Source organism: Actinoallomurus sp. NPDC050550 (genome assembly GCF_040655075.1).
Taxonomy (GTDB): domain Bacteria; phylum Actinomycetota; class Actinomycetes; order Streptosporangiales; family Streptosporangiaceae; genus Actinoallomurus.
This window is the reverse complement of the sequence record NZ_JBFAJC010000083.1, coordinates 1-19,846: the sequence shown is the minus strand read 5'-3', so window position 1 is coordinate 19,846 and position 19,846 is coordinate 1. Positions and strand designations below refer to the sequence as shown.

The 19,846-nt window shown below is 72.1% G+C and carries 18 protein-coding genes and 1 pseudogene; 6 read left to right on the top strand and 13 right to left on the bottom strand.

What is annotated here, in order from left to right; translation table 11 throughout:
* Positions 1 to 5 precede the first annotated feature (5 nt).
* The 6 genes from AB0I04_RS51455 to AB0I04_RS51430 are packed head-to-tail and all read right to left on the bottom strand — an operon-like array spanning position 6 to position 6,441.
* Complete coding sequence (locus AB0I04_RS51455; protein WP_360903038.1) at positions 6 to 1,463, bottom strand: NADH-quinone oxidoreductase subunit N; 1,458 nt, start codon at positions 1,461 to 1,463, stop codon at positions 6 to 8.
* Entirely contained in the window at positions 1,460 to 2,992 is a 1,533-nt protein-coding gene (locus tag AB0I04_RS51450; RefSeq protein ID WP_360903035.1) for an NADH-quinone oxidoreductase subunit M, read from the bottom strand. The genes AB0I04_RS51455 and AB0I04_RS51450 overlap by 4 nt, the downstream gene beginning before the upstream one ends.
* Positions 2,989 to 4,989, bottom strand: coding sequence for an NADH-quinone oxidoreductase subunit L (locus tag AB0I04_RS51445; protein WP_360903032.1), 2,001 nt, complete (start codon positions 4,987 to 4,989; stop codon positions 2,989 to 2,991). Before AB0I04_RS51445 ends, AB0I04_RS51450 begins: the two co-directional genes overlap by 4 nt.
* Positions 4,986 to 5,351 (bottom strand): NADH-quinone oxidoreductase subunit NuoK, encoded by a 366-nt coding sequence (gene nuoK, locus AB0I04_RS51440; protein WP_360903029.1) that lies wholly within the window; start codon positions 5,349 to 5,351, stop codon positions 4,986 to 4,988. The genes AB0I04_RS51445 and nuoK overlap by 4 nt, the downstream gene beginning before the upstream one ends.
* Entirely contained in the window at positions 5,351 to 6,010 is a 660-nt protein-coding gene (locus AB0I04_RS51435) for an NADH-quinone oxidoreductase subunit J (RefSeq protein ID WP_360903026.1), read from the bottom strand. The genes nuoK and AB0I04_RS51435 overlap by 1 nt, the downstream gene beginning before the upstream one ends.
* Positions 6,007 to 6,441: a 4Fe-4S binding protein gene (locus AB0I04_RS51430; protein WP_360903023.1), complete on the bottom strand. Its 435-nt coding sequence runs from the start codon at positions 6,439 to 6,441 to the stop codon at positions 6,007 to 6,009. Before AB0I04_RS51430 ends, AB0I04_RS51435 begins: the two co-directional genes overlap by 4 nt.
* Positions 6,442 to 6,605: 164 nt before the next feature.
* Between AB0I04_RS51430 and AB0I04_RS51425 the strand changes: the two genes are divergently transcribed.
* The 4 genes from AB0I04_RS51425 (at position 6,606) to AB0I04_RS51410 (ending at position 9,817) form a co-directional block, all read left to right on the top strand.
* Positions 6,606 to 7,292 carry a helix-hairpin-helix domain-containing protein gene (locus tag AB0I04_RS51425; protein ID WP_360903021.1) on the top strand — a complete coding sequence of 229 codons (687 nt, stop codon included), beginning with the start codon at positions 6,606 to 6,608 and terminating at the stop codon, positions 7,290 to 7,292.
* Positions 7,293 to 7,400: 108 nt separating this feature from the next.
* Positions 7,401 to 7,862, top strand: coding sequence for a hypothetical protein (locus AB0I04_RS51420; protein WP_360903018.1), 462 nt, complete (start codon positions 7,401 to 7,403; stop codon positions 7,860 to 7,862).
* Entirely contained in the window at positions 7,850 to 9,169 is a 1,320-nt protein-coding gene (locus tag AB0I04_RS51415; protein WP_360903015.1) for a sensor domain-containing protein, read from the top strand. The genes AB0I04_RS51420 and AB0I04_RS51415 overlap by 13 nt, the downstream gene beginning before the upstream one ends.
* A 9-nt stretch (positions 9,170 to 9,178) precedes the next feature.
* Positions 9,179 to 9,817, top strand: coding sequence for a response regulator transcription factor (locus AB0I04_RS51410; RefSeq protein ID WP_360903012.1), 639 nt, complete (start codon positions 9,179 to 9,181; stop codon positions 9,815 to 9,817).
* Here the strand turns inward: AB0I04_RS51410 and AB0I04_RS51405 are convergent.
* The 3 genes from AB0I04_RS51405 to AB0I04_RS51395 form a co-directional block, all read right to left on the bottom strand.
* Positions 9,807 to 10,385, bottom strand: coding sequence for a TetR/AcrR family transcriptional regulator (locus tag AB0I04_RS51405; protein WP_360903009.1), 579 nt, complete (start codon positions 10,383 to 10,385; stop codon positions 9,807 to 9,809). The two genes, AB0I04_RS51410 and AB0I04_RS51405, sit on opposite strands and share 11 nt — an antisense overlap.
* Before the next feature lie 14 nt (positions 10,386 to 10,399).
* The gene (locus AB0I04_RS51400; protein ID WP_360903006.1) at positions 10,400 to 11,236 is read right to left on the bottom strand and encodes an alpha/beta hydrolase; all 837 of its coding nucleotides are present in this window, start codon (positions 11,234 to 11,236) and stop codon (positions 10,400 to 10,402) included.
* A 186-nt stretch (positions 11,237 to 11,422) separates the two neighbouring features.
* Positions 11,423 to 11,977 (bottom strand): winged helix-turn-helix domain-containing protein, encoded by a 555-nt coding sequence (locus tag AB0I04_RS51395; protein ID WP_360903002.1) that lies wholly within the window; start codon positions 11,975 to 11,977, stop codon positions 11,423 to 11,425.
* A gap of 137 nt (positions 11,978 to 12,114) precedes the next feature.
* Here AB0I04_RS51395 and AB0I04_RS51390 point away from each other — a divergent pair, with 137 nt between their 5' ends.
* Entirely contained in the window at positions 12,115 to 13,299 is a 1,185-nt protein-coding gene (locus AB0I04_RS51390; RefSeq protein ID WP_360902999.1) for a hypothetical protein, read from the top strand.
* Between the two features lie 184 nt (positions 13,300 to 13,483).
* Here AB0I04_RS51390 and nuoH read toward each other — a convergent pair whose 3' ends face one another.
* The 4 genes and pseudogenes from nuoH to AB0I04_RS51370 form a co-directional block, all read right to left on the bottom strand.
* Positions 13,484 to 14,449, bottom strand: coding sequence for an NADH-quinone oxidoreductase subunit NuoH (gene nuoH / locus AB0I04_RS51385; protein WP_360902997.1), 966 nt, complete (start codon positions 14,447 to 14,449; stop codon positions 13,484 to 13,486).
* Positions 14,442 to 15,116 carry an NADH-quinone oxidoreductase subunit C gene (locus tag AB0I04_RS51380; RefSeq protein WP_360902995.1) on the bottom strand — a complete coding sequence of 225 codons (675 nt, stop codon included), beginning with the start codon at positions 15,114 to 15,116 and terminating at the stop codon, positions 14,442 to 14,444. Before AB0I04_RS51380 ends, nuoH begins: the two co-directional genes overlap by 8 nt.
* Positions 15,117 to 15,828: 712 nt before the next feature.
* Positions 15,829 to 16,329: pseudogene (locus AB0I04_RS51375) on the bottom strand (NADH-quinone oxidoreductase subunit B family protein); the annotation flags it as partial.
* Positions 16,330 to 16,508: 179 nt separating this feature from the next.
* Entirely contained in the window at positions 16,509 to 16,880 is a 372-nt protein-coding gene (locus tag AB0I04_RS51370; RefSeq protein WP_360902993.1) for an NADH-quinone oxidoreductase subunit A, read from the bottom strand.
* A 1,268-nt stretch (positions 16,881 to 18,148) separates the two neighbouring features.
* Here AB0I04_RS51370 and AB0I04_RS51365 point away from each other — a divergent pair.
* Positions 18,149 to 19,804 (top strand): hypothetical protein, encoded by a 1,656-nt coding sequence (locus AB0I04_RS51365; RefSeq protein WP_360902990.1) that lies wholly within the window; start codon positions 18,149 to 18,151, stop codon positions 19,802 to 19,804.
* Positions 19,805 to 19,846 lie beyond the last annotated feature (42 nt).

The window sequence follows — 19,846 nt, the reverse complement described above, 5'->3', positions numbered from 1 at the left end:
AGGCCCTAAGGCACTGCCAGGGCCGCGGCGTGCAGCACCAGTTCAGGAGCCACGGAGACCACGACCGCCCCGGCCAGCGCGACCGCGATCGCGATTCCGCCCGCACGGCCCACGCGTACGCGTTCGACCTTTCCGGCGGCGAAGAGCCGCGCGGCCCAGGTCAGGTAGTAGTACAGGCCGATGACGGTGTTGATCGCCATGATCACCGCGAGCCAGGTGGCCGCGCCGCCGACCGCCGCCCGGAACACCACGACCTTGGCGAGCAGCCCCATGACGCCCGGCGGCAGCCCGGCCAGGCAGAGGAGGAAGAACGCCAGGGCCAGGGCGCTGCCCGGGTTGACCCGCGCCAGGCCCCGGTAGGACTCCAGGTCGCGGACCCCGCGTCGGGCGGCGACCGTGACGACGGCGAACGCCCCGATGTTCATGATCGCGTACATGGCGACGTACGCCGCCGTGGCCGTCATCCACTCGTGCGGGCGTACGCGGGCGCCCCCGGCCATCGGCGCGAGGATGTAGCCGCTCTGCGCCACCGAGGACCACGCGAGCAGGCGCACGGCGTCGGTCTGGCGGAGAGCCAGGAGGTTCCCGAGCGTCATCGTCGCCGCGGACAGCACGCCCATCAGCGGGCCCCACGTGTGGCCGAACGGCCAGAACCCGACGGTCAGCACGAGGGTCAGCCCGGCGAAGCCGCCCGCCTTCGACACGACCGACAGGAACGCCGCGACCGGCAGCGGGGAGCCCTGGTAGACGTCCGGGGCCCAGAAGTGGAACGGCACGGCCGCGATCTTGAAGCCGAAGCCCGCGACGGTCAGGACGATGCCCGCCGCCGCCACGGGCCGCAGGTCGCCGTGCACGTGGGCCAGGCCGGCGGCCACCCGGTCGAGGTGCATCGCGCCGGTGACGCCGTACACGAGGCTGATGCCGAAGAGCGTCACCGCCGACGACACGACCGACACCAGGAACAGCTTCAGCGCCGCCTCGGACGCCGTCCCGTCGTACCGCCGCAGCGCCACGAGCGCGAACACCGGCAGCGACAGCGTCTCCAGCGCGACGACGAGCGTGATCAGGTCCCGGCCCGCCGCGAGCAGCAGCGCGCCGAGGATCGCGGCGAGGAGCAGGAAGTGGTACTCCCCCACCGGCAGCGCCGACCGCCGCATCTCGCCGTGCGACAGCAGCACGACGACGATGGCCGCGAGCAGCACCACCGCCTGGAACAGCACGGTGAAGTCGTCGGCGACGTACGAGCAGGAGGGGTGGCCGCCGGGCCGGACGGCGGCCGCGCAGAGCGTCGACCGCCCGTGGCCGAACGGCAGCGCCACCGCGGCCGCCACCAGGGACAGGAGGGTGAGCGCGCCGACCGCCTTCGCGGAGGCGCCGAACGCGTCGGCGAGCAGCACGACGACCGACGCCACCGCGACGATCAGAGCCGGGAGGATCGCCAGGTAGTCGATCGACTGGATCATCGGGCCCCCAGGAGCAGGTGGACGGCCCCGTCGGTGAGGGCGAGAAGCGTCTTCGGCCACAGCCCGATGAACACCGTGGCGGTGATCAGCGGCGTCCAGGCCAGCAGCTCGTGCGACATGACGTCGGCGAACCGGGTATCGCGCCACCGCTCGGCCACCGAGCCGTGCGTGACCTTGGACAGCATCCGCAGGAAGTACGCCGCGGTGAGCACCGCCCCGATCCCACCGACCGCCATGAAGGTCACGAACGTCGGCCTCGGCAGCCCGGCGTGCGGCTGGTACGCGCCGAGCAGCGCGAGCATCTCGCCCCAGAACCCGGCCAGGCCCGGCAGCCCCAGGCTGGCCACCGACGCGAACGTGAGGATCGAACCGAGGTACGGCGCCTTGGCGAGCATGCCGCCGCCCAGGGCGTCCAGGTCGCCCGTGCCGTACCGCTCCTTGACCGCCCCGGCCAGGAAGAACAGCAGGCCCGTGATGAGGCCGTGCGCGATGTTGCCGAACAGCGCGGCGTTCAGCCCCACCGGCGTGAGCGTCGCGATGCCCAGCAGCACGAAGCCCATGTGCCCGATCGACGAGTAGGCGATCATGCGCTTGAGATCCCGCTGCGCGAGGCAGGCGAGCGCGCCGTACACGATCCCGATGACGGCGAGGAGGCCGAGCCACGGCGCCCACACCTTCGCGCCCTCCGGCGCCATCGGCACCGCGATGCGGACGAAGCCGTACGTGCCCATCTTCAGCAGCACCCCGGCGAGGAGCACGGAGCCGACGGTGGGCGCCTCGGTGTGGGCGTCCGGCAGCCAGGTGTGCAGCGGCCACATCGGCGTCTTGACCGCGAAGCCCAGGGCCAGCAGCCCGAACGCGGCGACCTGCAGGCCGTGGGACAGGCCGGCGCCGTGCCGCGCGGTGAGGGCGGTCATGTCGAGCGTGCCGGCGTTCACCGCGACGATGAGGATGCCGACGAGCAGGAAACCCGAGCCGAGCAGGGTGTAGAGGATGAACTTGTTCGCCGCCGCCCGGGCGCGCGCGGCGGAGTCCTTGCCGCCCGAGCCGCCCCAGTCGGCGATCACGAAGTACATCGGGATGAGGACGACCTCGAAGAACACGAAGAACAGCAGCAGGTCGAGGGACACGAACGTGCCGAGCATCCCGACCTCGAGCAGCAGCATCAGCCCGATCAGCGCCTGCGGCGACCCGCCCCGCGCCGACGGGAGCACGCGGGCCGAATAGACCATGCACAGGAACGTCAGCGCCGCCGTCAGCACGATCAGCGGCAGCGAGATGCCGTCGACGCCCAGGTGGAAGCGGAGCCCGATCGAACGGGCCCAGGTGACGTTCACGCCGAGCTGCGGGCCGCGCCGGCCGTAGTCGAAGGCCACCGCCGCCGCGACGGCCAGCGCGAGGGTCACCGCCGTGACGGCCAGCCCGTACAGCCGGGACAGGCGGGTCACCCGGCGCGGGCTCCCGGGCAGCGGCACGAGCATCCCCAGCGCGCCGAGGAGAGGCACGACCAGCATCGCCGCGAGGATCATGTCAGCACCACCACCGCGACCACGATCAGCACCACTCCCGCGAAGAGCCCGGAGACGTACGCCTGGGCGTTGCCGTTCTCGGTGACCCGCAACAGGCCGCCGAGCCGTCGAGCACCCCGCCCGGAGCCCTCGACGCCCGCGTCGACGACCCGAGCGTCGGCACGGACGACGAGCCGGGCCAGGGCCAGCACCGGCCGGACGATCGCGACATCGTAGACGGCGTCGACGTAGAAGGCGGCGCGCAGGACCGGCCGCGCCGGGCCGAGCAGGCGCACCGGGTCCAAGGCCGGGTCGTTGTTCCACACGAGGTACACACCGCCCGCCCCCGCGGCGGCGCACAGCAGCGAGACCACCGCCATGCCCCACTCGGGCCGCAGCCCGTCGCTGCCGAGCCCGAAGAAGCCGAGGATGAGCGCCGGAATCGCCAGGACGGCGACCGGCCAGCGCATCAGCGGCGTCGCCTCCCGCGGCTGGAACTCCGACCGCCGCTCCCCGAAGAACGTCACCAGCCAGGTCCGCATCGCGTACGCGGCGGTGACCACGGCGGTCAGCAGCCCCGTGACGAGCACGAGCCAGGCGACCCACGACGGGATGCCCGGCACCGCCGCCCCCACCACATGCATGGGAGTCGCATGGCTCTTCGACAGCGGCACGTATGCGAACCAGCCGTAGGCGTGCGGCGTCGTGTGCCCGTGGGTGGCGCGCCAGGCCTGGGACAGGATCGTGTCCTTGCTGAAGAAGCCGCTGGCGGGTGGGAGGCCGGCCAGCGCGGCGAAGCCAGCCGTCATCGACCAGAACGTCACCGGCATGGCCAGGCGCAGCCCGCCCATCGCGCTCATCATGTTCGAGCCGACCGTGACGATCACGCAGCCCGCGCCGAGGAACAGCAGCGCCTTGAACGCCCCGTGCGCCAGCAGGTGGAACACCGCGCCGTCGCGCGTGCCGACGGCCAGCCCGGCCGCCATGTACGCGAGCTGGCTGATCGTGGAGTACGCGAGCACCCGTTTGAGGTCGTCCTGCGCGAGCGCGGCCAGCGCGGCGCCGAGCATCGAGATGGCCGCGATGACGCCCAGCACGGTCAGCGACGCGGGCGCGAGCCAGAACGCCGGGTAGAGCCGGGCGACGACGAACACGCCCGCCGCGACCATGGTCGCCGCGTGGATCAGCGCGCTGACCGGCGTCGGACCGGCCATGGCGTCCGGCAGCCAGGTGTGCAGCGGGAACTGCGCGCTCTTGCCGGCGACGCCGCACAGCAGCAGGAGCGTCCCGGCGACGAGCGTCGTGTGCGACATGCCCGGCACGTTCGCGAGGACGGTCCGCAGGTCGAAGGAGTGCGCGCCAATGCCGAGCACGAAGATGCCGAACAGGAAGCCGACGTCACCGAGCCGGGTGACGAGGAACGCCTTCACCGCCGCCCGTGACGTGGCCCGGTCGTGCCAGTAGTGCCCGATCAGGAAGTACGAGCAGATGCCCATGACCTCCCAGCCGACGTACAGCACCAGCAGGTCGCCGGACAGCACGACGAGCAGCATCGCCGCGGTGAACAGCGACACGAACGCGGCGTAGGAGGAGTAGCGCGGGTCGTCGCGCATGTAGGCGACGGAGTAGATCTGCACCGCCAGCGCCACGCAGCAGACGAGGAGCGCCACGACCGCGGACAGCCCGTCGACGTTCAGGGACACGCCGATCGACAGGCTTCCCGTCGGGATGCGCGCCAGCGTGCCCACGCGCAGGCCCGGCCGCTGCCACTCGTAGAGCGCCAGGACGGCGGTGAGCACGGTCGACGCCGCGATGGGCAGGACGGCGATGAGGGCCGGGCCGTTCGCGGGCATCCGCCGGGCCAGCACGAGCGCGCCGCGCCGGGCGGCGCCCGGCGCCGGCGCGCGCAGCCGGCGCACCAGCGGGGACAGCAGATGCGAGACCGTGTGCCCGAACAGCATGCCGGCGAACGCGGCGGCGAACGGGAGCACGACCGCGACGGCCGCCAGGACGATCACCGGCGCACCCCTTCGTCGTCGGTCATGGCGCCCACGTCGAGGTCGGGGTCCGGGTCGCCCTCGGCGAGGGTGCGGAGCCGGTCGACGTCGACCGTACGGCGGTTGCGGTAGATGAGGAGCACCAGCGCCAGGCCGATGCCCACCTCGGCGGCCGCGAGCACGATGACGAACAGCGTCAGCACCTGGCCGCCGTGCAGCCGGTCGGCCCACTTCATGTCGAACACGACGAGGTTGAGGTTGACCGCGTTGAGCATCAGCTCGACGGACATCAGCACGAGGATGGCGTTGCGGCGGGCGAGCACGCCGTACACGCCCACGGAGAACAGCAGGGTCGCGATCACCACCGGGTAGACGAGGTGCATCAGATCTCCTCGTCCACGCGGGACAGCACGATCGTGTCCTCCTCGTCGGGTCCGGTCCGTCTCTTCGCCGCGCCGATCCGCCGCGCGACCGGGCCGCGCGGCGCGGCGGGCCGCCGCCGGGGCTCCGACTCCTCGTCGGGCTCGGGGCCCGCGCCCCGGATGTCGGTACGGGACAGCACGATCGCGCCGATCAGCGCGGCCAGCAGCAGCACCGACAGCGCCTCGAACGGCAGCACCCACGTCTGGAACAGGCTCGCGCCCAGCGTGTGCGACGACCCGCTGCCGACCCGGTCCTTGATCGGCACGTACGCCGACCGGAACCCGCGGACCAGCGTCGTCACCAGCACACCCGCGGTCGCCGCCGCGACGACGAGGGCGACGATCCGGTTGCCGGAGTCGAGATCCTCCGAACGGCCGATCGGCGCGCGGGTCAGCATGATCCCGAACAGCAGGAGCACGACCACGGCGCCGACGTAGATCAGCACCTGCACCCAGGCGACGAACTCCGCCGCCAGCACGACGTACGAGCCGGCCAGCGCACCGAACGACACGACCAGCCACAGCGCGGCGTGCACGAGCTGCCGCGTGCCGACGACGAGCACGCCGGCGCCCACGGCCACCACTCCAAGGAGCACGATGACGACGTCCGCCGCGGTCACCTCGTCTTCAGCTCCTTGGGCGTCTCCGCGCCGAGGTCGTGCGCGGGCGGCGGCGGGACCGTCCACATCCACTCGCGGAGCCGCTCGCGCTCATGGGTCAGCTCGTTGATGTCGTACTCGGCGTACTCGAACTCCGGCGACCAGAACAGCGCGTCGAACGGGCACGCCTCGATGCAGATCCCGCAGTACATGCACAGCGCGAAGTCGATGGCGAACCGGTCGAGGACGTTACGGGTACGCGCCCGGCCGCCCTCCGGCGCGGGCAGCGTCTCCTTGTGCGAGTCGATGTAGATGCACCAGTCGGGGCATTCGCGGGCGCAGAGCATGCAGACGGTGCAGTTCTCCTCGAACAGCGCGATGACGCCACGACTGCGTGGCGGCAGGTCAGGCTGCACCTCGGGGTACTGCCGCGTGATCGACCGCCGCGTCATCGTCCGCAGCGTTACCGCGAGACCCTTCGCCAGGCCAGTTCCGGGAAGCCGTGCCACGGTTCACCATGATTACGTATAGAGAGCGGGTTCCGAAACCGACGGTACTCCCATCGCGTCCAAGCGGGGTGAGGCACTTCGAGGCTCGCCCGGCTTACCATCGGCCCATGACGCGGTCGCCGATGCCCCCGCCAGAACGACGATCGTCGCAACTTCCGCCGAAGCCCCCCTCCGACGGGATGGGCTGGGCGGTGGTGCCGCTCATCACGGTGGGTCTCGGCTCGCCGGTCTCCTTCCTGTACGCCGCGGTCCGGCGGCGGTCGGCGGGGCTCGCGGTGGCCGCGGCGGGGTACACGGGCGCGCTGGTCGCGTCGTACGAGGCGCTGACCGCGCAGGGCGACGTGCCGCACACGCTCGGCCTGCTCCTGCTGCTCGGCACGTGGATCTTCAGCGGGATGCACGCCGTTGGTATCCGCTCGCGCCTCTACCCGCCCGCCGACCCCAGCGAACACCGGAACCGCCGGGTCGTGGAGGCGGCGCGGTACCGCCGGACGCTCCGCGAGGAGGCCCGCCGGATCGCGACGGAGGATCGCGTCATGGCGCATGAGCTGCAGATCGGCCGGCCCGACCTGGGCCCGCGCGCGTACGACGACGGCGGGCTGATCGACGTGAACCACGCCCCGCCGCAGGCGCTGAGCATGCTGCCCGGCGTGACACCGGAGATCGTCGACCGGATCGTCCGCTGCCGGGCCGAGCACGGGGCGTTCATCTCCGCCGAGGAGCTGGCGATGCAGGCCGACCTGCCGCCCCGGATCGTCCCCGACATCGCCGAGTACGGCCTGTTCCTGCATTGACGGGTGGGGTTGACCGAACCCCGGTTTCCGTACTGCCACGATCGCCCGGTGGGGCACCCGGTCGCGAGCATGGAGGCACGACTTCGCCGCTCGACCGGGGAGACCTCGATGACCGCCTTGACCTCTCGATCCTTGACCGCCGCCTGGTGGCGGACGCCGTTCACCGCCGAGCCCTGGCGGCGCACCGGCTACGTCCTCGCGTCACCCGTCGCCGCGCTGCTGGCGATCGCCGATGGCGGGCGGCTGCAGCGCCGGCTGGCGGCCGCGCTCCTCGGCCGCGAGGTGCGCGCCACCCGGCTGCGGGGGATCGCCGCGCTGCCGCTCGCTTACCTCAGCATTGTGATCACCGCCTACGGATGGCTGCTCGTGGCCATGAACCTCGGCTACCCGGTACGTTGGCTGATCGGAATGGGCGGATCGTACGAGCACGCGTGGGGCGGTCCCACGTTCGCCGGAGCGTGGGCGTTTCACGCGGTCTTCGGTGGGCTGACGTTCCTGTTCCTCATGCCATGGATCCTGCGCGGCCTGAACGCGCTCCACGTCCGGATCCTGGGGCGATGCGACGCCTGAGCCCCGGCGCGGCGTCGTCGGCGGTCCTCGGCCGGCGAGCGCGGGCGGCGTCCCGGGTGGTGGGCATGCTGCGGGCGTCGTTCGGCCGGCGGGCGGCGGCCGATCTGCTGTACGCCCTCACGAGCATCCCCTTGGCCGTCCCCGGCTTCTTTTACGCGGTGGCGTCGCTCGCGCTCGGCTCGGGCCTGGCCGTCACCGCCGTCGGCATCCCTCTGCTCGCGCTGGCGCTGACCGGCGCCCGGCGGTTCGGCGGCCTGTACCGCGCGCCGGCCGGGCGGCTCCTCGGGGAGCGGGTACGGCCGCCGGCGTCGCCGCGACCGGGCACCGGCTTCTACGGCCGGGTCCAGGCCGCGCTCGGCGACGCCGCCGGCTGGCGGGCGATGGCCTACTTCCTCCTGCGGCTGCCCCTCGCCGCGCTGTACCTCTACGTCGTCCTCTGCACCTGGGGGTGGGGCGTCGTCGGGCTCACGTATCCCCTGCAGCGCGCGTTCGGCTGGAATGACGTGACGACCCGGGACACGCGCGGCGTGCTCGGCGGCTTCCACTTCGGCACCTGGCCGTCCGATCTGGTCGTCGCGGCCGTCGGCGCCGTCCTCCTGTTCGTCGCGCCGTGGGCGGTGCGGGCGGTCGTGCTGCTGGACCGGATGCTGATCCGGCGGCTGCTGGGCGCGTCCGAAACCGCCGAGCGCATCCGGACCCTGGAGGAGACCCGGGCGAGCGCGGTCGACGACGCCGCCGCGACGCTCCGCCGCATCGAGCGGGACCTGCACGACGGCGCACAGGCCCGTCTGGTCGCGCTCACCATGCAGCTCACCCTGATGCGGGAGACCTCGCCGGACGGCCCGGTCCGCGAGCTCGCCACCGCCGCTCAGTCGACGGCGAAGGCGGCGATCACCGAACTGCGCGAACTCGTACGCGGCATTCACCCGCCCGTCCTGGACAGCGGGCTGGACACCGCTCTGGCCACGCTCGTGGCGGGCGCCGGCCTGCCCGTGGAGCTACGCGCCGACATCCCCGTACGGCCGACGGCGGCGATCGAGTCGATCGCGTACTTCTGCGCCGCCGAACTGCTGACCAACGTCATCAAGCACAGCGGCGCGAGCCGGGCCAGGATCGAGATCGTTCAGCGCGACGATCGCCTGCGGCTGAACGTGTGGGATGACGGCTCGGGCGGCGCGATCGTCGGCGCGGGTTCGGGCCTGCCCGGACTCGCTGAGCGGATCCGGCCGGTCGACGGCCGCCTGGAGGTCGTCAGCCCGCCCGGCGGCCCGACGACGGTCACCGTCGAACTCCCCTCTCACGCGTAGGATCCGCCCGTGCGCATTGTGATCGCAGACGACGCCGTCATCCTGCGGGAAGGGCTGGCCCAGCTGCTAGCCGCCCGCGGGCACGAGGTGGTCGCGGGAGTGGGGGATGCAGCGTCGTTGCGGGAGGCGGTCGCGGCGCACCACCCGGACGTCGCCGTCATCGACATCCGGATGCCGCCGACGCACACGGACGAGGGGCTGCGTGCGGCGCTCGACCTGCGCCGTGACCATCCGCACGTCGGGCTCCTGCTGTTCTCCCAGTACGTCGAGACGCGGTTCGCCGCCGACCTGCTGGCCGGATCACCGTCGGGCGTCGGCTATCTGCTCAAGGAGCGCGTCGCCGACCTCGACGACTTCGTCGACGCGCTGCGGCGGGTCGACGCCGGCGGGACCGCCCTGGACCCGGAGGTGGTCAAGCAGCTGCTGGGCTCCCGTCACCAGGGCGTCGGCGCGCTGACCCCGCGCGAGCGAGAGGTCCTGGCCCTGATGGCCGAGGGCCGAGCGAACGCGGCGATCGCCAAGACCCTCGTCGTCTCCGACCGGGCGGTCGAGAAGCACATCGCCAACATCTTCACCAAGCTCGGCCTGGCTCCGGGCGGCGACGATCACCGCCGGGTGCTGGCTGTCCTCCACTACCTCAGGTCTTAGGGCCTGTCTCGGGCCTGAGGCCGCGGTCGACGAAGCCGATCATCCAGTCGAAGCTCTCGTCGACGCCGCCGCTCCACTGGAAGCCGTTCGAGGCCTGCAGCGCGGCGAAGCCGTGGAAGAGGCACCGCAGCGTGCGCAGCGCGTGGTCCATCTCGCTCTCCTCGACGCCGTAGCCGCGCAGGATCGCGGCCATCGACTCGAGGACCCGGGCGCTCGCGTCGTACAGATCGTCGCCGGGCCCGGTGAGCTCGGCCCCGATCGTCGCGGTGTAGCGGCCGGGGTGGGCGGTGACGTACGTGGCGAACGCCCGGGCGAAGGCGGCCAGCGCGTCCGAGCCGGCATTGCCCTGGATGGCGGCCCGGACGGCCTCGCCGAGCTCGGTCATCGCCAGGGCGGCGATCCGGCGGCGCAGGTCGTCCAGGCCGTCGACGTGCTTGTACAGGGACGGGGTGCGGACGCCGAGCCGCTGGGCGAGCGCGCCCATCGCCAGGTCCTGGTAGCCGACTTCGTCGGCCAGCTCGGCCCCGGCCCGGACGACGTCGGTGGCGGTCAGTCTTCCCCGTGGCATGGATCCTCCTCCGATCAGGCCGCCGTGTGCTCCTTGAGGAACGGCACCATGACCGCGGCGACCTCCTCGGGGAACTGCGTGTGCGGGTAGTGCCCGGCGCCCTCGATCATCGCGACCGTGCCGAGCCCGGCGGGCATCTCGGCGACGATGCCGTCCGCCTCGGCCTTCGGGTCGGCCCAGTCGGGGTCCAGCGTGCCCATGATCACCAGCGCCGCGCACCGGATGTTAGCGAGCTGCGCGCCGGCGTCGACCGGCTTGGACATCCCCATCTTCCGCATGGCGGCCATGCGGCCGTCCTCGCTCAGGTTGGCGCGGATCGCGTCGACCCGCTCGGCGAAGTCGGCGGGCTTCGCGCCGGGGAAGGCGTGGTCGAGGTAGCGGGCCCACAGCTTCACGCTGCCGGACATCGCCGTCCTCATGAGCAGGCTCAGGCCCTTGCGGTACCGGCCGTTCGCCAGGAAGCCGCCGAAGTCGATCTTCTGGGCGCGGGTGAACGGGTCGATCTCGACGATGGCGCTGACGAGCTCCGGCTCCTGGGCCGCCGCGATCGTGGCGGACCCGCCGGAGAAGGAGTGCCCCACGACGACCGCCGGCCCGCCCAGGTGGCGGATCAGCGCCAGCAGGTCGCCGGCCGTGTCCGTACGGGTGTACGACGCCCAGCCGGTGCTGGACTCGCCGTGCCCGCGCAGGTCCGTAGCCGCCACCCGGAAGCCGGCCGCGACGAGCCGCTGGGCCAGGACGCCGTAGGCGCTGCGCATGTCCCCCATGCCGTGCGAAAGCACGACCAGCGGGCCCTCACCGGTCACGTCGTAGGCGATCCGTCCGCCGTCGATGCTCAGGAACTCGGTCATTGCCATCTCCTTAGCTAAACTTGGTAGCCATAAGGCTAATTCGATTAGCCATAGCCGTCAAGCCCCCGCGATCAGGGCCGGGTCGGGGCGCAGGCGATGGTTCACGAGCGACCGCCCCACCGGGCGTAGGCCCGGTCGGGTCGGCGCCGCCGCACGGGGGCGGCTGCTCTCCCCTGTCCGGCCCCGTCACGCCGGGTCGTCGGGGGCACAGAAAAAGCGGAAGGCGATCCGGCGAGCGTCCTCAGGGGCGTCCGCCCGTGTCCGTGAGTAGCGCTCGACCAGTGCGAGATAGTCGCGCATGAAGGCGTGGAGGTCCTCTTTCGCGAGGTAGGCGCCATTGTGCCGCTGGACCTGGGCCCAGCCCTCCGGCCCGGCGTACTCCTTCAGCGCACGCAGGTAGAGCTCCGTGTCGGTGGCGAGCTTCAGCCTGGCGAAGTTCTCGGCGGCGGCGTACTCGACCGGCGTCATCGTCGCGGGGTCGGGCGGCGTGTGGCTGAACGGCAGCGGCCGCCACCACCGCTCTCGGCCACGGGACTTCTCCGGGACCTCCTCGATGAGGTTCAGCTCGGCGAGTTTCCGCAGGTGGTAGCTGGTCGTCCCGGTGCTCTCCCCCAGCGCGGCGGCGAGGGCGGTGGAGTTCGCCTCACCGTGGCGCTCGAGGTACTCCAGGATGCTGCGCCGCAGCGGGTTGCCGAGCGTCCGGTACAGCGCGGTGCGCTGGGCGCTGTTCAGATCCGCCATATTGCAAAGATATCTCTGCAGAGAAATCTCGGCAATGAGGTACGGTGTCCGGCGTGCGGGGTCACGGGCCGGCACCCGTCCCGCACAGCGCCATCCCGCCTCCGGGCGGGCTCTCAGAAGTCTGCGGAAGGACCAGCATGATCAAAGAGATGGTGGCCGCGGGTCTCGCGCTCAGCGGCATGCACGGCATGAACGGCATCCCGACGGCCGCACGGGGATCGGTCGTCTCCGTCACCCGTGTCGCGCACCTGTCCCGCGCCGACACGACGGCGTACCTGCGCGGTGACGGCATCACGACGCCCGTTCGGTACGGCGTCGACGCCTACCGCGTCGTTTACCGGACGGTCGATGCCTCGGGCGGCGCGACCACCGCGAGCGGCCTGGTGGCCCTCCCCGGCTCACGCGCCCGCCGACTGCCCGTCGTGGCGTACGAGCACGGCACGCTCGTGCTGAAGACCGACGCGCCGTCCACCGACGGCACCACACGACCGGACCGCGCTCGCACGATGGCCTTCGCGGCGAACGGATACGCCGCCGTGGCACCCGACTACCTCGGGCTGGGCGAGGGGCCCGGACGCCACCCGTACACGCACGCGCCGACCGAGGTCAGCGCCTCCGCGGATCTGCTGCGAGCGACCGGCACACTCGCCGAGCGACACCACCGGAGCCTGGACGGCCGCGTCCTGGTTACCGGGTTCTCCCAGGGCGGCCATGCGGCCATGGGGTTCGGCAAGGCGCTACGCACCGGCGAGGTGCCGCGTTTCCGGCCAGCGGCACTGGCCGCGGTGAGCGGACCGTACGACGTGCAGGGCGTTGAGACGCCGGCCGGGCTGGACGGGCGGGTCGCCCCGCGCAACGCCGTCTTCTACTTCGCGTACTGGATCACCGCGATGAACCGGATCTACCACCTGTACGACCGGCCCGCGGAGGCGTTCCAGGAGCCGTACGCCGGATTGGTGGAGGGCCTGTTCGACGGCCGGCACGACGAACAGGCGATCGCCGGCGCGCTGCCCGCCGACCCCCAGCAGCTGCTTACGCCCGCGTTCGTGAACTGGGCCCGGCAGCCGAGCGGCGCGCTGCTGCGGGCGATGCGGGAGAGCGACGGCACGTGCTCGTGGCGGCCGCGCATCCCGGTCCGGCTCTACGCCGGAAGCGGCGATGAGAACGTGCCGATCCAGAACGCGCGGAACTGCGCTGCGCGACTCGGCGGCGCGAACGTGATCGACCTGGGCGCGAACGTCGACCACAACGCCTCGATCCGCTTGGCACTGCCGGGAATCCTGACCTGGTTCGAGCAGATCGTCCCCGCACCGCGCGGCTGAGCGGCGGCGCCGGGCCGTCGAGCCGGCACTCGACGGCCCGGCCGTGACGCGCCATCCCGCCCGGGGGCGGGCTCTCAGAAGCGCGCCGCCCCCGAGAGTATCGCCCCGCCTTCGCGGCACTGAGCGTGTCGTGCGGGCTGAGCACGAAGGGCGCGATGACGGTCCACGACCCGTACGGACGCGGTCAGCCGATGGCGATCTTGATGACGCCGGTGAGGGCGAGCTGCACGAGGGCGAGCGGCACCAGGCCGGCCCAGGCGAGCTTCTGCAGCTGGTCCTCGCGCAGCCGCGGATAACTCACCCGGAGCCAGATCACGACGAACGACAGCGCGAACACCTTGATCAGTGTCCAGAGCCAGCCGAACTGCTCATCGAGCACCGGGCCCTTCCAGCCGCCCAGGAAGAGCACGGTCGTCAGCGCGGACAGCACGACGATCCCGGCGTACTCCGCCAGCAGGAACAAGGCGAACCGCAGCCCGGCGTACTCGGTGTACGGGCCGAAGATGATCTCGGAGTCGGCGACCGGCATGTCGAACGGCGGGCGGCGCAGCTCGGCCAGGCCGGCGACGAAGAAGACCACTCCGCCGATCACCTGCCAGGGCAGCCACCACCATCGCCACTGCTCGACGATCGTGGAGAGGTTCAGGCTGCCGGCCGCCATCGCCACCGACGATGCCGCCAGCACCATCGGCAGCTCGTACGAGAGCAGCTGCGCCGCGACCCGCATGCCGCCGAGCAGGCTGTACTTGTTCGCACTCGCCCAGCCGGCCATGATCGCGCCGAGCACGCCCACGCCGATCATCGCCAGCGCGAAGAACAGCCCGGGATCCATCGAGACGGCCACCTGGCCGCCCGGCCCGACCGGGATCACGATCAGCGTGACGAGGTACGGGATCAGCGCGACCGCCGGCGCGAGCTGGAAGATCCGCCGGTCGGCGGCGGCCGGGATCACGTCCTCCTTCTGAGCGAACTTCACCCCGTCCGCGACCAGCTGGGCCCAGCCGTGGAACGCCCCGGCGTACATCGGGCCCAGGCGCCCCTGCATGTGGGCCATGACCTTGTGCTCGGCCTGCCCGACCAGCAGCGGCAACACGGCGAACGCGCCGACCACCAGCAGCAGCTTGATGACGACGACCAGAACGTCAGACATCGCCGCCCTCCGGGTCGATGCCGCGCGCCCGCCGGCGTACGGGCTGTTCCGCGGGGGCCTCGCCCGCCGACGCGCCGCGGCGCGGGCTCCGGCGCGCGTCCGCGGCGGGACCCTGGCGGGCGGCAGGGCCCCAGTCCTGCGGCACTCCGGGCGGCAGCATGCGGCGGCGGCTCGGCGCGCCGTGCCCGGACTCCCCCGGCTCCTTGGCCCCCGGCCAGGGCTTGGCCACCCGCGCGGCCAGCACGAACTCCTTGCGCAGCGGATGCCCCTCGAACCCGTCCGGGAGCAGCAGTGGCTTCAGGTCCGGATGCCCATCGAAGATCACGCCGAACATCTCATGCGTCTCCCGCTCATGCCAGTTCGCGCCACGGTAGACCGCGGTCACACTCACCAGTCGCGGGTCCTCACGCGGCACGATCGTCCGGACCAGCAGATGATGTCCCTGTTCCAGAGAGTGGACGTGCGCGACGATCGCGAACCCGCGCTCCAGCTCGTCGACGGCGGTCAGCCAGTCGAAGAAGCCGCAGCCGAGGTCGTCCCGGGCGAACGTCAGCGCCTCCTCCCACAGCTCCGGCGGCACGTCGACGGTCAGCATGCCGAAGGCTTCCTCGGTGTGCACGTCGTCCCCGAACCGGCGTGTCCACGCCACCGCCAGCTCAATCGTCATCGCTCAGCCCCGGAATGATGTTGTGATCGGTGTCGCCGCCCACGGGCGGCGGCTCGGTGAACCGCCGCAACCGGCCGCCCAACCGCCGCGTCCTCTTCTGCGCCGCAGCGTCGGCCTGTCGTGGCCGCTCGCCCTCCGCCCCGGCGCCTTCTCCGGCGGACGGCCGGCCCTCGGCCGGCTTCGCCGCACCCTTTTCCCCGGCCGCCTTCGCCGCACGCTTTTCCTCGGCCGCCCTGCGAACCTCCTCCACCGAAGGAAGCACCTCGGTCGGCTCCTCCGCGGCCGTCTCCCCGGCGGCCCGGCGAACCTCCTCCGCCGGGGGCAGGTCCCGCGTCGTCTCCGTGTCCTCCACCGGAGTCAGGTCCCGAGTCGTCTCCGTGTCCTCGGCGGGCGGCTCCGGCACCGGAAGATCTTGCGTCTCGGCTGCCGGAGAGACCGGTTCGCCGGGCACGTCCGGGACGGGGACCTCCTGCGTCTCGGTGCTGTCCTGTGCCCCGGCCGCATCGGGCGAGGGCTCGGCCGGTGGCAGCTCCTGCGTGCCGGTCGACCCGATCTCATCGCCCAGCGGGGTCAGCTTCTGCGTTGGCTGCTCGGCCGCCTCGATCTCCTCGGGCTCGGGCACGGGCGGCAGTACGAGCGGGCGGCGAAGCACCGCCGGCGTCGGCGGCTTCCGTACGACCGGCGGGGGCGGCGCGACCGCCTCCGGCGTCCCGGTGTACCGCTCACCGAGGGACTCCGCGGCGATCTTCTCCTGCAGTTTGAGGATCCCGTGCAGAAGGGCCTCCGGCCGCGGTGGGCAGCCCGGAACGTACACGTCGACCGGGATGATCTGATCGACGCCCTTCGTCACGCAGTAGGAGTCCCAGTACGGCCCGCCGCAGTTGGAGCACGCGCCGAAGGAGATGACGTACTTCGGCTCGGGCATCTGCTCGTAGAGCCGTTTCACGGCGGGCGCCATCTTGTCGCTGACCGTGCCGGAGACCACCATCAGGTCGGCCTGCCGGGGCCCCGGAGCGAAGGGGATGACGCCGAGCCGGATGAAGTCGTGCCGCGACATCGACGTCGCGATGAACTCGATCGCGCAGCACGCGAGCCCGAAGTTGAACACCCAGAGGGAGTACCGCCGCCCCCAGTTGAGCACGAACTTGATCGGCTTCGGGGCGAGCCGGGAGGCGGGCCCGATACGCGGCGCGGGGAGATCGACGGCACCCATGCCCCCATTCTTACGTGTCCCGAAGCTCTGCCTCACGACAAGGTGGCTGCGGATCGCAGCAATGGGGCCGACTCGTCGCAGTCCGATCGCAGTCCACAAGAACGCCCTGCACTCGGTCGACTACTCTATGAGATCGACGACTCGTCCGCGGAGGACGGACGACTGACCGCCGGGGCGGGTCAGACCCAGCTCAGGACGCCCTTCTTCCAGGCGTACGCGAGGCCGGCGGCGATGAAGGCGAGGAAGACGAACATCTCGCCGAGCGTCACGTAGCCGTACCCCTTGGCGGAGAAGACCGTCGCCCAGGGGAAGAGGAAGACGGCGTCGACCGCGAACACGACGTACAGGTAGGCGAAGACGTAGTAGCGGACGTACGACTGCGCCCATCCCTCGCCAACAGGGTCGACACCGCACTCGTACGTCGTGAGCTTCTCCCTGGTCGGCCGATGCGGGCGCAATGCCCGGTTGGCCAGGAGCGCGCCGCCCACGATCGCACCGCCGATCACGAACAGTACGACGACCATCAGGTAGTTCCCGTAATAGCCGTGCATGGGGATCAGCGTAATCCGATCGGCCCCGACCGACGACCGTCCCGGGCGTCGAAGCGCGACGGGTCAGCCGCCCGAAGAGACCGCCGCGAGGCCGTGCAGGCCGGCACGGATGCGGTCGGGCGGCATGTCGCGGGCCGGACCGCCGCGATCCGGGGCCGCACAAGGCGTCGGCACGGCGGGACGGCTCATCGGCGCTCACCTCGACGCACGCTCCGGCGACGCGCACCGAACCACGACGCAGCGCGGAGTCACCGACCACCACCGCCTCCCCGAGCGGAAGCGTGCGCGCGCAGTCCACGACCGTACGGGCGAGCGAGGTCAGCGACCATTCACCGCCCCGTAGGTCGTCCGGCGGCAGATCGGCGTAGTGCAGCCGCACCCCGGGATCGGTCGCCCGCTTCGGACTCGTGGCGGGCACCGTCACTTGGCAGGCGTCCGGTGACCGGAGCATCCGGCATCCCCACAGCAGCGCGGCCGAGCCGTGCGACACGACGCCGCCGTACCGAACCGCGGCGGCCACGGCGCGCGGCGTGCCGGGTAACGCGAAAGTGCCCCAGAACGGACGGACGAGTCTGCCCTCGGCGAGGGCACGGTCCAACGACCGGCGGCCGACCTGGCCGATCAGCTGGGCGAGCGTGACGGCTCCGCCGTTTCGGGAGATGAAGGTCACCGGGTCCATACGTCGAGAGCCTTCAGCAGTCGCGCGACCCGCACCACCCTTCTCCACAGGCTGTGGATAACCATCGGGAGAACGGGTCGGACGGTAAGGGCACGCGGGACCCCGCCCCTCATGAACGGCCGCCCGACAGCGGCCCAGGCCCGCGAGGCGCTCGGACACGTGCGTACGGGCATCGAGCGGGTAACAGAACCGCTTCCCCGCCTTGTCCGACGATCAGGCACAAACATAGGGTCACGGCGACGAACGGATACAGGGGACTTCATTGAGCACGGATCGAGACGGCGTTCAGGGGCCGTCGCCCGCACAGCCGGACCCGGAACAGCCTGATCGACCGGCCGAGGCCGCGCCCACCGAACCGCCGGAAGCCGCGGAAGCAGCGAATCCGCCCGCGCAGGCCGCAGATTCGGAGCAGAGCGCACCGTCCGCGCCCCGCGAGTCATCCCCTGGAGAGGGAGGATCGAGCCCGAGCCGACCGGACTCCCCGGAGCCGCCGGCTGAGACCGGTGTCTGGCCGGGCGAGGCCGGGCAGGCCGAGCCGTCGGCGGCGCCCCCTGCGACCGCGGCGTGGCAGGGCCGTCCCGATTCCCCCATGCCTCCTGAGCAGGGGGCAGCGTGGCAGCCGCCCGAGCCGCCGGGCGAAGGCCAGGATCAGCGACCGCCCGAGGGGTCGGCCTTTCCCGGTGCGCTGGGCCCTGTCGGCGCGCCCGGCGGCCCAGGCGGCTTCGGGCCGCACGCCGAGAACCCCAACGGACCGGCACCGTACCCGGGCCACCCCCTTGGACCTGGGCCCTACGCGGAGAACCCCGGGCAGGCGCCGTACCCGGGTGGCCAAAGCGGACCTGGGCCCTACGCCGAGAACCCCAGCGGACCGGCACCGTATCCGGGTGGCCCCGGTGGGCCTGGGCCCTACGCCGAGAGCCCCAGCGGACCGGCGCCGTACCCGGGTGGCCCCGGTGGGCCTGGGCCCTACGCCGAGAACCCCAGCGGACCGGCGCCGTACCCGGGTGGCCCCGGTGGGCCTGGGCCCTACGCCGAGAACCCCAGCGGACCGGCACCGTATCCGGGGATCCCCGCCGGCTCCGGGCCGTACGCGGGGCAGCCCGGCGGGCCGCCGGGCTGGGGCGGGGGGCAGCCGTGGGGCGTCCCTCCGCAGCCGTACGGGTTCGGGCCGCAACCGGCGAAGAAGTCGAAGGGCCCGCTGATCGCGGTCCTGGCCGGCGGCGGTGCGCTGCTGGTCCTGCTGGCGGTCATCGTCGTCGTGGCGCTGAGCGGCCCGGATGACAACCCGAAGACGACCTCGGGCAAGGCCGCGAACAAGGCCGGTCAGGCACTCGGTCAGGCGGCCGGGGTGACGCTCACGGGGACGTACGACGGCGGGCAGTCGACGTTCAGCGTCACGAAGGCGGGGAGCGTGCGCGGCACCTACACGGCGGGCGGGTCGCAGGTCACGCGGCTCGACGTCGGCGGGACGACCTACCTCAAGACGGACCGCACCTTCTGGGCCGCCCAGGGAGGGCTGTCCGCCGACCGGGCCGCCAAGGCGGACGGCAAGTGGACGAAGGCTCCCGACGATCTCGCCAGGCTGAACCTGGCCGATCTGTCGCCGGCCCGGCTCGCGTCCGCGCTCCGGGGGGCGATGAACGATCCACTCGCCGTACGAACGACGGTCAACGGCGTCAAGGCGATCAAGATGAGGACCGGCCCGCGGACGTACTACATCTCCAAGAGCGAGCCGCGTCGTCTGCTCCGGGTCGAGGGCTTCTCGGGGTCGCAGCGGTACACGTTCGACGTCGCCGCGTTGCCGGCCGCCTCGATCACGACGGTGTTCACGGCGCTCCGCAGCGACGTCCAGGGCCTGGCGAACGCCTACGATCCCGATCTGACCGTGCTGCCGGTGAGCAAGGTGCAGTTCGGCAGCTGCGGCGAGGCGGGCTGTACGGTGCGGGCCGACATCCGCGCGACGACGGTGAGCGACTCCTCGGGGGCCGTCCACGTCACGATGAAGGTGGCGTTCAGCGGGGGCGGGGGGACCGTGTCGACGTGCACGGACGCGGTGTCGACGAGCGTGAATCGCCAGACGAGCCTCTCCTGCCGGACCAGCGGCGGGGACTGGTCGTCCTGGTACCGGTCGCACAACGGACGGTTCACCGTCCACGCGAAGGCGAATTTCGACGCGACCGTGAACTCATCCGCGGACGTGAACGGGCTGCTGGGCAAGTTGGCGCAGGAGCAGCGCACCGGCTGAAACGGGGCCGGCGCGCGGCGGCCCTGCGACGACGGCGAGGTC